At 72.1% G+C, this 12934-nt stretch carries 14 protein-coding genes and 2 CRISPR repeat arrays; of the genes, 11 read left to right on the top strand and 3 right to left on the bottom strand.

Annotated features, from left to right (window positions below; translation table 11 throughout):
* Positions 1-174 precede the first annotated feature (174 nt).
* Both VQ03_RS11765 and VQ03_RS11760 read left to right on the top strand, forming a co-directional pair.
* Complete coding sequence (locus VQ03_RS11765) at positions 175-462, top strand: hypothetical protein (protein ID WP_053078529.1); 288 nt, start codon at positions 175-177, stop codon at positions 460-462.
* Positions 453-1139 (top strand): HAD hydrolase-like protein, encoded by a 687-nt coding sequence (locus VQ03_RS11760; protein WP_245292052.1) that lies wholly within the window; start codon positions 453-455, stop codon positions 1137-1139. The genes VQ03_RS11765 and VQ03_RS11760 overlap by 10 nt, the downstream gene beginning before the upstream one ends.
* Positions 1140-1161: 22 nt before the next feature.
* Here the strand turns inward: VQ03_RS11760 and VQ03_RS11755 are convergent, their stop codons facing one another.
* Together VQ03_RS11755 and VQ03_RS11750 are read right to left on the bottom strand one after the other, a co-directional pair.
* The gene (locus tag VQ03_RS11755; RefSeq protein ID WP_048451065.1) at positions 1162-2202 is read right to left on the bottom strand and encodes a sensor histidine kinase; all 1041 of its coding nucleotides are present in this window, start codon (positions 2200-2202) and stop codon (positions 1162-1164) included.
* Entirely contained in the window at positions 2189-3739 is a 1551-nt protein-coding gene (locus VQ03_RS11750) for an ATPase domain-containing protein (protein WP_048451064.1), read from the bottom strand. The genes VQ03_RS11755 and VQ03_RS11750 overlap by 14 nt, the downstream gene beginning before the upstream one ends.
* Before the next feature lie 405 nt (positions 3740-4144).
* Here VQ03_RS11750 and VQ03_RS11745 point away from each other — a divergent pair, with 405 nt between their 5' ends.
* Positions 4145-4348: a hypothetical protein gene (locus VQ03_RS11745; RefSeq protein WP_048451063.1), complete on the top strand. Its 204-nt coding sequence runs from the start codon at positions 4145-4147 to the stop codon at positions 4346-4348.
* A 21-nt stretch (positions 4349-4369) separates the two neighbouring features.
* Here VQ03_RS11745 and VQ03_RS11740 read toward each other — a convergent pair whose 3' ends face one another.
* Positions 4370-4819: a DMT family transporter gene (locus tag VQ03_RS11740; RefSeq protein ID WP_048451062.1), complete on the bottom strand. Its 450-nt coding sequence runs from the start codon at positions 4817-4819 to the stop codon at positions 4370-4372.
* A 274-nt stretch (positions 4820-5093) separates the two neighbouring features.
* A CRISPR array of direct repeats spans positions 5094-5488; the repeat unit is 29 nt; unit sequence GTGTTCCCCGCAGGCGCGGGGATGAACCG.
* A gap of 148 nt (positions 5489-5636) precedes the next feature.
* Between VQ03_RS11740 and VQ03_RS11735 the strand changes: the two genes are divergently transcribed.
* The 8 genes from VQ03_RS11735 to cas2e all read left to right on the top strand — a co-directional run bounded on the left by VQ03_RS11735 (position 5637) and on the right by cas2e (position 12346).
* Positions 5637-5957, top strand: a complete 321-nt coding sequence (locus VQ03_RS11735; RefSeq protein ID WP_048451061.1) for a BrnA antitoxin family protein — start codon at positions 5637-5639, stop codon at positions 5955-5957.
* A gap of 120 nt (positions 5958-6077) precedes the next feature.
* Positions 6078-7751 (top strand): type I-E CRISPR-associated protein Cse1/CasA, encoded by a 1674-nt coding sequence (gene casA, locus VQ03_RS11730; protein WP_048451060.1) that lies wholly within the window; start codon positions 6078-6080, stop codon positions 7749-7751.
* A 101-nt stretch (positions 7752-7852) separates the two neighbouring features.
* Positions 7853-8398, top strand: a complete 546-nt coding sequence (gene casB / locus VQ03_RS31840) for a type I-E CRISPR-associated protein Cse2/CasB (protein ID WP_245292051.1) — start codon at positions 7853-7855, stop codon at positions 8396-8398.
* 26 nt (positions 8399-8424) lie between these two features.
* Positions 8425-9510, top strand: a complete 1086-nt coding sequence (gene cas7e / locus VQ03_RS11720) for a type I-E CRISPR-associated protein Cas7/Cse4/CasC (protein ID WP_048451058.1) — start codon at positions 8425-8427, stop codon at positions 9508-9510.
* Complete coding sequence (gene cas5e / locus VQ03_RS11715) at positions 9510-10298, top strand: type I-E CRISPR-associated protein Cas5/CasD (protein ID WP_048451057.1); 789 nt, start codon at positions 9510-9512, stop codon at positions 10296-10298. Before cas7e ends, cas5e begins: the two co-directional genes overlap by 1 nt.
* Positions 10295-11098 carry a type I-E CRISPR-associated protein Cas6/Cse3/CasE gene (gene cas6e / locus VQ03_RS11710; RefSeq protein WP_048451056.1) on the top strand — a complete coding sequence of 268 codons (804 nt, stop codon included), beginning with the start codon at positions 10295-10297 and terminating at the stop codon, positions 11096-11098. The genes cas5e and cas6e overlap by 4 nt, the downstream gene beginning before the upstream one ends.
* Positions 11095-12042, top strand: coding sequence for a type I-E CRISPR-associated endonuclease Cas1e (gene cas1e, locus VQ03_RS11705; RefSeq protein ID WP_048451055.1), 948 nt, complete (start codon positions 11095-11097; stop codon positions 12040-12042). Before cas6e ends, cas1e begins: the two co-directional genes overlap by 4 nt.
* Before the next feature lie 13 nt (positions 12043-12055).
* Complete coding sequence (gene cas2e, locus VQ03_RS11700; RefSeq protein WP_048451054.1) at positions 12056-12346, top strand: type I-E CRISPR-associated endoribonuclease Cas2e; 291 nt, start codon at positions 12056-12058, stop codon at positions 12344-12346.
* An 81-nt stretch (positions 12347-12427) separates the two neighbouring features.
* Positions 12428-12883: a CRISPR direct-repeat array (repeat unit 29 nt; unit sequence GTGTTCCCCGCAGGCGCGGGGATGAACCG).
* Between the last annotated feature and the right edge of the window lie 51 nt (positions 12884-12934).

The following is a 12934-nucleotide window of genomic DNA, read 5'->3' as shown; positions in this document are numbered from 1 at the left end:
TCCGGCCCCCCAGGCCCCCGGCCCAACCGCCCCCCCCCAGAAAGCGCCCCCGCGGCGCCGCCCCCGCGGCTTCCCCCCCCCCCCCCCAGGCGCCCCCCGCGGAGCCGATCCCCCCGCCCCGAGCCCGCGCGGGGGCGGGGGGCCGCGCCGGCGCCCGCCCCAAGGCGGCCCCGCTTGCGGCGCTACCGCGCCGCCGAGCCGGCGCCCCGCCGCGCCGCCGGCCCGCGCCCGGCCTTCGTGTGGCCCGAGGACTGGCCCGACGAGGCCCCGATCCAGGCGCCTGCGCCGATCACCGTGCCGGTCGCGCCCCGGATCGAGGTCCCGAAGGCCCCGAAGGCCGAGGCGGCCGCGCAGGCTCCCGAGGCCGGCGAGATCCGCCCGCGGGTGAAGCGGCGGACCGGCGACGAGGATCTGCGCATCGGCCAGCGCTGGAAGCGCCGGCTGCCCCGCGTGTGCTGGTAGCGGACCGGGCCGGCGGACGCGCTGCCGGCCAGAGTGACCCGCGCTACCGGCTCGTCATCCTCGATTTCGACGGCACCCTCGCCGACACCTTCCCGTGGTTCGCCCGGGTGCTCCCGGGCGTGGCCGACCGCTACGGCTTCCGCCGGCCCTCGCCCGACGAGGTCGAGGGCTTGCGCGCCCTGGACGCGCGGGCGGTGCTGCGGCGTCTCGGGGTGCCGGGCTGGAAGCTGCCGCTGATCGCCCGCCACATGCGCGGCCTCGCCGCCCGCGACGCCGGGGACCTCGCGCCGTTCCCGGGCATTCCCGCCTTGCTCGCTCGCCTGCGGGCCGGCGGCGTCGGCCTGGCGCTCGTCAGCTCGAACCGCGAGGACGTGGTGCGCCGGGTGCTCGGGCCGGAGAGCGCCGGCCTGATCGACCGCTACGCCTGCGGCGCCGCCGTCTTCGGCAAGGCGCGGCGGTTCCGGGCCGTGGTGCGGGCGAGCGGGATCCCCCCGGTCTCCGTGCTCTGCCTCGGCGACGAGCTGCGCGACCACGACGCCGCGACGCGGGCGGGCCTCGCCTTCGGGGCGGTGACCTGGGGCTACACCCGGGAGGCGGCCCTCGCCGCGGCGGGGCCGGCCCACCTGTTCGCCACCCCCGAGGCGGTGGCGGCCACGCTCCTTGCCGGGGCGGCGTGACGCGCCTCGGCCGGATCGCGCGTCAGTAGTGCGGCACCGTCCGGTGCTCGATCAGGGGCGCCTCCATCCGGAAATGCAGCCCGGTCGGCTTGAAGTCGAAGCGGATATCGGCGCCGCATTGCATGGTGAGCACCCGCTGCAGCAGGGTCGAGCCGAAGCCCTTGCGGGTCGGCTCCGCGGTGCGCGGGCCGCCGCGCTCGGTCCAGTCGAGCCGCAGGCGGCGGCCGGTCTCGCCCTGGTCGACGTCCCAGGCCACGGTGATGCGCCCCTCGGGCACCGAGAGGGCGCCGTGCTTGGCGGCGTTGGTGGTCAGCTCGTGGATCGCCATGCCGGTCGGCACCGCGAGGTCGGCGGTGAGCTCGACCACGGGCCCCTTGAGCGCGATGCGCTTGCCGGCCTCGTCGTTATAGGGGCCGAGCTCGTTCTCCAGCATCTCCTGGAGCGAGGCCATCTGCCAGTAATCCTCCGTCAGGAGGTTGTGGGTCTTGGCCAGCGAGATCACCCGGGCCGAGAAGCCCTGGTAGAACTCGTCGACGCTGGTGGCGCTGCGCGCCGAGGCGCCGAGCAGCGCCTGCACGGTGGCGAGCGTGTTCTTCACCCGGTGGTGCAGCTCGCGGATCAGCAGGGCCTGGCGCTCGGCGGTCTGCTGGCGCTCGTGAAGGAAGGCCGCCGCCTCGCGCTGGCGCCGGCGGGCGCGCACGGCGAAGCGGGTCGCGGTCACCAGGGTGGCGGGATGGAACGGCCGCTCCAGCAGGGTGACGTTGCCGAGGGAATCCATCAGCCGCGCATCCGGCGGGGTGCCCCGCAGGGTGAGCAGCACGAAGGGATAGTCCGACCAGGGCTCCTGCCCGGCCAGGTAGGCGGCCAGCGCGTGCCGGTCGGAGGAGCGCAGGACCTCCTCGGTCAGGACCGCGCAGCTGCCCTCGTCGAGCCGGGCGACGAGGGCCGGCATGTCGGCGCAGACCTCCGCCCGCAGGCCGGCCTCGTTCAGGATGGTGGCCGCCACCGCGGCGTCGCGCCCGGCGGGGGCCAGGATCAGGACCGGGGGATCACTCTCTCTCATGACTATCCCGGCCTGGCCGATCCTGCTCGGATTGCTCGCGCTCGGCCAGCAGGCGGCCGGGCGCACCGTGGTAGCTCGGCACGCCGGTCAGGACGCCCCGGAAGCCCGCCAGCGGCTCGCCGACACGCAAACCGTCGCCGGCGATCCGAAGTTCCCGGATGGTGTCCTCGTGCGGCCCCACCCTCTTCTTGACCACCGACACCGCCCGGCGCAAGTGCCCATCCGCCTCGAAGAACCGGAACAGCACCACGGTGTCGCTGAGGTAGGTGAGATCGACCGTCGCCGACATCTGCCCGACGAGGCCGTGCTGGGCCAGAACGAGGAGCGTCGTCACGCCCTGCTGGTTCAGGTAGGTCAGGATCTCGTGCATCTGCAGCAGGAGATACTGCTCGCCCGGCATCGCGTTCTGGTAGCCGGTGAGCGAGTCGATCAGCACCAGGCGCACGCCCTCGCGCTCGACGGCGTCGCGCACCATCGCGGCGAGCTCGCCCGGCGAGACCTCCGCCGGGTCGATCTGCTCGACCCGCAGGTGCCCGTCCGCCATCGCTCCCGCGACGTCCATGCCGAGGCCGGCGGCGCGGCGCATCAGGATCCCGGTCGGCTCGTCGAAGCTCAGGATCAACCCGCGCTCGCCGCGCGCGAGCGCGGCCGTCACGTAGGCGAGCGCGGTCGAGGACTTGCCGACCCCCGAGGGGCCGAGCAGCATCGTGCTGGTGCCGCGGTCGAGCCCGCCGCCGAGCAGCGCGTCGAGGCCGGCATTGCCGCTGCCGAGGCGGTCGATGTCGTAGGAATGGTGATGCTCGGCCGCGATCAGGCGCGGGAACACCGTGAGGCCGCCGCGGCGGATGACGAAGTCGTGGTAGCCGCCGCGGAAATGGGTGCCGCGCATCTTGATCACCCGCAGGCGCCGGCGCTCGCCGCCATAGAGGGGCGCGAGCTGCTCGAGCTGGATCACCGCGTGGCAGAGGCTGTGCAGGTTGAGGTCGTCCTGCTCGGCGGTGAGGTCGTCGAGGAGGAGCGCGGTGGTGTCGTGGATCAGGAGATAGCTGCGCAGGGCCAGCACCTGGCGGCGGTAGCGCAGCGAGCCCTGCGACAGCAGGCGGATCTCCGACAGGCTGTCGAACACCACGCGCTGCGGCTTGATCCGGTCGATCTCCGCGATGGCGAGCCGCACGGTCTCGCCGAGTTCGAGGTCGGAGGAATGGACGAGGCTCTGCTGCTGGCGCGGATCGAGGCTGAGCTCGGGCGGCACCAGCTCGAAGATCTCGACGCCCTCGAGGGACCAGCCGTGGCGGGTGGCGACCGAGACCAGCTCGCGCCGGCTCTCCGAGAGGGTGATGTAGAGGCAGCGCTCGCCGAGCCGCGCCCCGTCGAGGAGGAATTGCAGCGCCAGGGTGGTCTTGCCCGAGCCCGGCCGCCCCTCGATCAGGTGGGCGCGGTTGGCCGCGTAGCCGCCCTCCAGGATGTGGTCGAGGCCCGGCACGCCGGTCGGGACCGGAGCCGCGTCGTCGGGGGATGGAAGCACAGGATCGGGCATGAAGGGCTGGCTGGCTCGTGGCGGGCTGGTCTTCGGCAGAGGGGCGCCCGGCAGGGGCCTCCCGGCTTGTGGCAAAGAATTGCGGCGATAACAAAGGGATCCTGCGCCTCGGAGCGCCCGGGGAAGGAGGCCTGCACCCGGCGGGGCGTGGCCCCGCGCCCGCAGCAGGGAAAAAGCATGACGCGCCCCTTGACGCGGCGGGGGTTCGCACGCATTTCGCCCAGGTCCGTGCGTGGCCGACGAATCGGCCGCGTGCGGCATCACCGGAATCCTTCATCCCCCATGCCCAGCGACAGTAGTCGACGGACCGCGCCGCCTCGGTACCGCCTCGCGTGACCCGCGCCTGATCGCTGATCGGGCTCGCCCGCGACCGGCGCCGATGCGGCCGGTCGAACGAGGTGAGCCATGACCCTGATGACGATGCGCGCCCGCTCCGGCGCCGCCGCCACCCGCGACCGCAGCGTCGTGACCGTGCTTCTTCTCATGCTGGCCCTGGTCTTCGGACCCGCCATCGGCCTCCACGTCGCCGTCAACCTGCTCGGCCCCGGCGCAGCGCCGGACGGCCTCGCCGCCGCCGCCACGGAGGCGCCCCGGGGCGGCCGGGGCTGACGCGGAGGCGGTACCCTCCCGTCAAGCCGCACCCCGCCCCCGCAGGATCAGGACCGCGCCGGCGACCAGCAGCGCGGCCCCGATCCAGGTTTCCGGGCCGAGGCCGCCCTTGCGGCCGGTGAGCCCCATCGCATCGCCGGCGATCCCCGCCGCCAGCTGACCCGACACCACCAGCGCCACCGTGACGGTCGCGCCCTGCTGGCGGTAGCCGTAGAGGCTCGCGGCGACGACCAGCGTGCCGAGCAGCCCCGGCACCAGGAACCAGGGCTCCGCCCGCTCCGCCAGGCGCAGCGGAAAGGCCGGGCCGCTGCGCCAGGCCTCGACGAGCCCGAGCAGCGACAGCCCGACCAGCGAGTTGCACAGGAGCGCCCCGGTCAGGCCGGTCCCCCGGGCCACGATCGCCCCCATCAGCGCGTTCTGCACCACCAGGGCCGCCCCCGCGACGAGGCAGAGGAGAGCCGCGCCGGTCATCGGGCGGCCCTCACGGGGTGGAAAGAGGGCGTGGCGTGGGCTGGCATGGCGCGGCTCCTGTCGTGCCGCGATCATCTCCTATGATAGACGATTGTCAAATATCGGAAACACAGCGGAGGCGACTGCGAGCCGCTTTCCGGGTGATCGGAAACCCGCTACGTCTGTCCGGGGACCGGTTCCGGCGGGCTGCACGCCCGCCCGGGAACGGACCGTGATCGTCGGTGCGCTCTTCGACATCGTGAAACGCGAGCCGGATCAATGGCTTCTCGGAAGAGTGTTCCCCGCAGGCGCGGGGATGAACCGCGCGCCGGCTTTTGAGCGCGTCGCGCGCCTCGGTGTTCCCCGCAGGCGCGGGGATGAACCGCGGGATGCCGTTGTCACGAAGCTCGGCCAGGAGTGTTCCCCGCAGGCGCGGGGATGAACCGTTTTACGGTGGCGTTGGCCTCAACCAGACCACGTGTTCCCCGCAGGCGCGGGGATGAACCGCCGTTGACCATCGTCACCACGGCGATCGTCAGGTGTTCCCCGCAGGCGCGGGGATGAACCGCCGCCCGGGGTGGGCTTCAGGAGAGCCTTGATGTGTTCCCCGCAGGCGCGGGGATGAACCGATCATCGACACGCTCCTCAGTCGGATCCGCCAGTGTTCCCCGCAGGCGCGGGGATGAACCACCGCCGAGCCGCACCGGCCGCGCCCGGCACATGCTGGTCGGCACTTGGTACGATGTCACCGTCGTCGTGGTGATCGTCTCGCAACCCGGCGCGGAGGCGACGAGCCGCGTCAGCATCCGCCGAGCCGACCGCAATGAGGGGGCTGCCTATGACGCACTCCGCTAAGCACGCGCCCGGCTACGTGCCGAACCCGCACTACACGCAAGACGATTGGGACGAGGTGTCGGACACTCCCCCGCTGACACCCGAGGAATCGTCCCGGCTGCGGCTCGGGCCGGCCGATCTGCCGCCGGATCTCGCCGCCCTCAAGAGCCGCGGCGGGCGCCCGAAGGCCGCGGTCAAGCGCGTGCCGATCTTGCTGCGCGTCGAGCCCGAGGTGCTGGCCGCGTTCAAGGCTACGGGGCCAGGGTGGCAGACGCGGATGAACGAGGTGCTGGCGGAGGCCGCGCGCCGGCTGACGGCTGCGTGAGGCGCGGCACGGCACGGAAAACAGAATTCCAAAAGAAGCTCGGCTTCACGCTTCCGCAGCGTCGCCGGACGTGCAACCGTGGCCTGAGACGAACCAAGAACGATTCGCCCAGGAAGTGCCGTGGTCCCGCCCTTCTCCCTCCTGACCGAGGCCTGGATCCCCGTCCTGCGGGCAAATGGCGAGGCGGATCTGATCCGGCCGGCCGCCATCACCGACGGTATCCTGGACAACCCGGTCGTCGCCCCGGCCTGGGGCCGGGCGGATTTCGATGCGGCGACGCGGGAATTCTGGATCGGACTCCTGGCGGTGGCCTGCGGCGCCCGGGCGAAAGACGCCGCCTGGTCGGCCTGGTTCGAGACGCCACCCAAACCCGCCGAGCTGGACGCCGCCTTCGCCCCCCTCGCCCGCGCCTTCGTGCTCGACGGCGACGGGCCGCGTTTCGGGCAGGATGCGGAGGACATCGCCGGCGAGGTCGTGCCGGTGTCGCAGCTGCTGATCGAGGCGCCGGGCGCCAACACGGTGAAACGCAACCTCGATCACTTCGTCCGCCGCGGCGGGGTCGAGACCCTGTCGCGGGCCGGGGCCGCCATGGCGTTGTTCACGTTGCAGACCTATGCCCCCTCGGGCGGGGCGGGCCACCGCGTCTCGGTGCGGGGCGGCGGCCCGCTCACCACCCTGCTGATCCCGGGATCGGCCGAGGCGCGCAAGGCCCGCACGGCGCAGGAGCTGCGCGCCGCCGCGGTGCCGCTGTGGTCCAGCCTCTGGCTCGCGGTGCCGTCCCGGACGGACGGGGAGCCCGTGCCCGAGCGGGTGTTTCCCTGGCTCGTCCCGACCCGCGTCTCGGACAAGGGGCAGCCGACCACGTCCGATCAGGTCGATCCGCTCCAGGCCTTCTGGGGCCTGCCGCGCCGCATCCGCCTCGTCGTCGAGGCCAATCCCGGGGGGCGCCCCTGCGACCTGACGGGCCGCATCGACCCGCTGGTGGTCCGGAGCTACCGCACCCGGCCGCACGGCACGAGCTATGCCGGCTTCACGCATCCGCTCTCGCCGCATTACCGCACCAAGCCGGGCGAGCCCTGGCTGCCCCTGCACGGCCAACCCGGCCGGATCGGCTACCGCCACTGGGTCGGCCTCGTCGTCGACGACGAGGAGGGCAAGACCGGGCGGCGTCCGGCTGCGGCGGTGCGCAAGGGCATCGACCGCCTCCTGGATTGCGACGACCCCTCGGTCCGCCTCGGCACCCGCCTGATCGCCGCCGGCTACGACATGGACAACATGAAGGCCCGGGACTTCGTCGAGAGCGAGATGCCGCTGCACCTCGTCGGCAAGGCGGAGTTCCGGCCCTACGATCATACCGTGCGGCTGATGGTGCGGGGCGCCTTCGAGGCCGAGTTCATCCTGCGCGTCGCCCTCAAGCTGGCGCTGGCGCTGGAGAAGGGTGGGTTGCTCGATCTCGGACGTGGACGCTTCTGGGAGCGGACGGAAGCCGTGTTCGGCCGGAAGCTGGAAGAGTTGGCAAAGGCCCTGCCGGATGCGGGCCTCATGGGCGGCATGACACATCAGCCGACGCTCGATGCGTGGCTCGGTGTGTTGCAGCGGAGCGTGTTGGCAATCTTCGACGAACTCGTGCCGGTCAAGGATCTCGTCGATCTCCGCGAGAACGTCGCGGCTTCGCGTGTCAAGGCGCGAAACGAACTCGGCTGGGCGATGTACGGCTACGGCAAACTCGGCCAGACTCTGTACAAGGGCCTCGGCTTGTCGCCACCCGAATCCAAGGGGAAGAAGGCGAAGTGAGCAACTCTCCCAAAACCGCGAAATCGTCTGAGAGGAACACCGCGGCGCGAGAGTGGTGGGGCCGCATTCCGTCAGATGATAACATAAAAAATAGGGAAAAATTGTTCGACAAGGGCTCGATCGCTCGGTTGCGACGTGCCTCATCTCCATTCGATGTGCTCGATGAGGCGGTCGTGTTCGAGCTTTATCGCGGGCTCGACTTCAAGCATGAGCATGCGGCTGACAGGTTGGTGCCGGTTGCCGTGGTCGCGTGCGTGATCGCCCGCGTCAGGGCCCACAAGCCTGATCTCAAGCTCGAAACGGTCCTCGGATCGCCTCGTCCGAAATCCGGACAGAGCGAGGACGGGACCGGCAAGGATAAGGCCAAGGCTGACGACAAGCCCAAGCCCGTGCTGTCGGGCATGCGGCTCAAGCGCCTCATGGCCGCCCGCGACCCTGAAGACCTGCTGCGGCAGATGCGGCGCGCGATCGATGTCTTGGGCAACAATCCTGCCGTCGATGTCGGCGCTTTGGCGGTGACCATCCTGAATTGGCTGCATCCCGAGCGCTGTGACCAAACCCGGGCGATGTTCGCCTTCGAGTACCACGCCGCCGGCCATCGCCGGCCTGGACAGCCCACCGAGCCCGCGAGCCCCCCGGCCGCCTGACGCCCCCTCTCTCGCCTGAGCCCGCCATGACCACCTTCGTGCAGCTCCACCTCCTGACCGCCTATCCGCCCGCCAACCTCAACCGCGACGATACGGGCCGGCCGAAGACGGCGCGGTTCGGCAATGTCGACCGGCTGCGGGTGTCCTCGCAGGCGCTCAAGCGGGCCTGGCGCACCTCCCCCGCCTTCAAGGCGGCATTGGAGGGCCATCTCGGCGAGCGCACCCAGCGCCTCGGCGAGGAGATCGAGGGCCACCTCCTGAAGCGGGGCGTGGCGGAGGCCGCGGCCCGCAAGGCGGCCCGGGAGGTCGCCGACGTGTTCGGCAAGATCAAGGGCGAGGGCGACAAGTACCCGACCCGGATCGAGCAGCTCGTCTTCGTCTCGGCCGAGGAGCGGGCGGACGCCCTGGCGCTCGCCGAGCGGATCGCCGGCGGCGAGACCATCGATCTGACCAAGACCCCGCTGCTCCGGTCGGTCGACGGCGCGGTCGATATCGGCATGTTCGGCCGGATGCTGGCCGACGACCCCGACTTCAACCGCGAGGCGGCGGTGCAGGTGGCGCACGCCGTCACCACCCACCGGGCGGTGGTCGAGGACGATTACTATACCGCCATCGACGACCTGAAGACGCCGGACGAGGATGCGGGGGCGGGCTTCGTCGGCGAGGCGGGGTTCGGCGCCGGCACCTTCTATCTCTATCTCTGCATCGACCGGGATCTCCTGGCCCGCAACCTCGGCGGCGATGCCGACCTCGCCAAGCGCGGCCTCGCGGCGCTGATCCACGCCGCCGCGACGGTGGGGCCGAAGGGCAAGCAGGCGAGCTTCGCCAGCCGGGCGCTGGCGAGCTACGGCCTCGTCGAGGTCTCCGACGGGGCGCCCCACACGCTGGCCTCCGCCTTCCTCAAGCCGGTCGGCGGCGACGACGTGCTCGCCAGCTCGATCGCGGCCTTCGAGGCGACGCGCAACGGCTTCCGGGCCGCCTACGACCTGCCGGAGAGCCGGCGCGACAAGAACCCCGAGGGCTGGCGCGGCAACGACGAGGCGTGGCCGGTCTTCAACGTGCTCACCGGCGAGGGCAGCCTCAAGCGCCTGATCGCCTACGCGACGCGCTGATGCCCGCCGGCCTCGCCTTCACGCTCTACGCGCCGCTCGCCGGCCTCGGCGACCTCGCGGTCGGGGAGCGCCGCGGCGGCTTCGACCGGCCGGGCCGCTCGGCGATCCTCGGCCTCGTCGCGGCGGCGCTCGGCTACGACCGGGACGCGGAGGACAAGCACGCCGCCCTCGACCGCGGCTACGGCCTCGTCCAGCGGGTGCGGCGCTCAGGGTCCCTGATGACCGATTACCACACCGTCCAGGCGCCGCCGGCCGAGCGCAAAGCCGCCTGGGCCACCCGCCGCGAGGCCCTGGACCGGCCCTCGCACCGCCTCAACACCCTCCTGTCGAGCCGCGACTACCGGGAGGACCTGTGGGTGGAGGTGGGGCTGGTGCATCTCCACGATACCGAGGGCCCCGCCCCCGCGGCGATCGCCGAGGCCCTGCGGCGGCCGGCCTACACGCTCTATCTCGGCCGCAAGTCCTGCCCGCTCGGCCGTCCGCCGGCGCCCCGCTGCCTCGACGCGGTCGCGAGCCTCGCCGCCCTTCTGGATCTGGCGAGCGAGCCGACGCATCGGATGGCCGACGGCGAGCCCTACCCGTTCGCGCCGCTGCGGCTGGACGAGGACTGGGACAGGGCCGTCGTCTACGCCGATGCCGACCTCGAAGACCTGCTCGTCCCCGATTACCGGGCGACCCGGATCGAGCGCCGCCGCGACCGGGTGACGAGCCGGGTGCGCCGGCAATTCGGCCTGCGCGACGAGATCGTCGCCCGTCCTATCCGCCCGGAGCCGGAGGCCGAAAGGTGAGCCTCTTCCTCAGCCGCGTGCGCCTGCGCCACGCCCCCGACACCGCTGCGCTTGCGCGCCTGCTCCTGCCGGAGGACGACGATGCCCGCATCGCCGCCGGGCACCGGCTGATCTGGTCGCTCTTCGCGGATTCTCCCGATCGCGAGCGCGATTTCCTCTGGCGCGAGGATGGCGGCTCGGCCTGGCAGCGCACCACCTTCCTGGTGCTCTCGGCAAGGGAACCGTCGGGCGGCGGCGGCCTGTTCGAGGTCGAGAGCAAGCCGTTCGCGCCCGCCCTCTCGGCGGGGCAGACCCTGCGCTTCCGCCTGCGGGCCGCGCCGTCCTTCAGCGTCCCGTCGGAGACGAAGGGCGAGCGGGGCATGCGGGTCGATCCGGTCTGGCACCGGCTGAAGAATCACCAGCCGCCGCTGAACGCGCTGTCGCCCGATAAGCGACGAGAGCTGCGGCTCGAGGTCGAGCGCGAGGTCATCGGCGACTGGCTCGCCCGCCAGGGCGAACGATCCGGTTTCCGCCCGGTGACCGCGCCCGATGCGAAGGGCGTCGCGCGGCCGGTGCTGACGATCGACGGCGACGTGCAGCGTCGCCTGCCCTACGATGAGAAGCGCCTGCGCGAGACGCCGCGGCGCAAGGATCTGAAGAAGAATCCCCGGCACAAGCATCCGGCCGTCGCCTTCACGACCTTCGATCTCGAGGGCGAGATCGTGGTCGAGGATCCGGCGAAGTTCCTCGCCCAACTCCCAAAAGGCTTCGGCCGGGCCAAGGCCTTCGGCTGCGGCCTGATGCTGATCCGCCGGCCGTGAGCGCCTCCGCCCTCCCCGGCCTCGCCCCGCCGAAGCCGATCCCGATCCGCGACCGCGCCTCGCTGGTCTTCATCGAGAAGGGCCGGCTCGACGTACTCGACGGCGCCTTCGTGGTGGTGGACGAGCGCGGGGTGCGCACGCAGATCCCCGTCGGCGGCCTGGTCTGCCTGATGCTGGAGCCCGGCACTCGGGTCAGCCACGCGGCGGTGGCGCTGGCGGCGCGGGCCGGGACGCTGCTGGTCTGGTGCGGCGAGGCCGGAGTGCGGGTCTACGCGGCCGGCCAGCCCGGCGGCGCCCGCTCCGACCGGCTGCTCTGGCAGGCCCGCCTCGCCCTCGACGAGTCGGCCCGGCTCAAGGTGGTGCGGCGCATGTTCGCCCTGCGCTTCGACGAGGAGGCGCCCGAGCGCCGCTCGGTCGACCAGCTCCGCGGCATCGAGGGCGCCCGGGTGCGCCGCTTCTACGAGATCCAGGCGCAGCAGAACGGCGTGGATTGGCGCCGCCGCGCCTATGACCGCGGCGACTGGGACGCCGCCGACATCCCCAACCGCTGCCTCTCGGCCGCCACCGCCTGCCTGCACGGCTTGGCCGAGGCCGCGATCCTCGCCGCCGGCTACGCGCCCGCCATCGGCTTCCTGCATTCCGGCCGGCCGCTCTCGTTCGTGTACGACGTCGCCGACCTGTTCAAGTTCGAGACCGTGGTGCCGGTCGCCTTCAAGGTCGCGGGCCGCGTCGCCAAGGGGCAGCCGCTCCAGGGCTCGGTCGAGGGCGTGGTGCGGCGGGAATGCCGCGACATCTTCCGCAAGACCAAGCTCCTGGAGCGGTTGATCCCAAGCATCGAGGACGTGCTGGCCGCCGGCGGCCTGCCGCCCCCGGGCGAGCCCGCCGACGCCCAACCCCCCGCCTTCACCGAAGTGCCCTCCGGCGACGGGGGCCATCGCGGATGAGGATCGTGCGCCGATGATGGTCGTGGTGGTCGAGAACGCGCCGCCCCGCCTGCGCGGCTGCCTCGCGGTCTGGCTCGTCGAGGTGCGGGCGGGCGTCTATGTCGGCCACTATTCCCGCCGCACCCGCGAGCGGATCTGGGCCGAGGTGCAGGCCGCCATCGGCGAGGGCAACGGCGTCATCGCCTGGACCGCCCAGACCGACTTCGGCTACGCCTTCGACACCTGCGGCCAGAACCGCCGCATGCCGGTGGACCTCGACGGCCTCCCCCTGGTCGCCTTCCACCCCGACGAGACCCCGCTCTGACCGGGTCCGGAACGGAGCGGAAACGTCGGTGGGTTCTTTGACATCGTGAAAGGTGAAGCGTATCAAGCACTTCCACGAAGAGTGTTCCCCGCAGGCGCGGGGATGAACCGACATCTACACCGAGGCGAAGGGGCGAGGCTTCGTGTTCCCCGCAGGCGCGGGGATGAACCGGTCAGCGATGACTTCGGCCTCGGCGCTGATGAGTGTTCCCCGCAGGCGCGGGGATGAACCGCTCTCCGCACCTCGGCCCTCGCCTCGTCGCTGGTGTTCCCCGCAGGCGCGGGGATGAACCGCCTTCAGCCAGACTGCCCGACCCGACGCAGTCGTGTTCCCCGCAGGCGCGGGGATGAACCGTCGTCGGCGATCCGCGGCTCGTGGCCGGGGAAGTGTTCCCCGCAGGCGCGGGGATGAACCGTTTGTTCTTGTTCCGTTCTCTCTCTGACGGCAGTGTTCCCCGCAGGCGCGGGGATGAACCGTGGCCGCCGTTCCGGGTCGGCGGGTTCGACTCGTGTTCCCCGCAGGCGCGGGGATGAACCGCATGACGCAACGCGCTCCTAGTGCTCGGTCTTGTGTTCCCCGCAGGCGCGG

This window comes from Methylobacterium tarhaniae (genome assembly GCF_001043955.1).
In the GTDB taxonomy this organism is placed as follows: domain Bacteria; phylum Pseudomonadota; class Alphaproteobacteria; order Rhizobiales; family Beijerinckiaceae; genus Methylobacterium; species Methylobacterium tarhaniae.
Note: the sequence above shows the minus strand (reverse complement) of the source record. Positions and strands in the feature narration are given on the sequence as shown.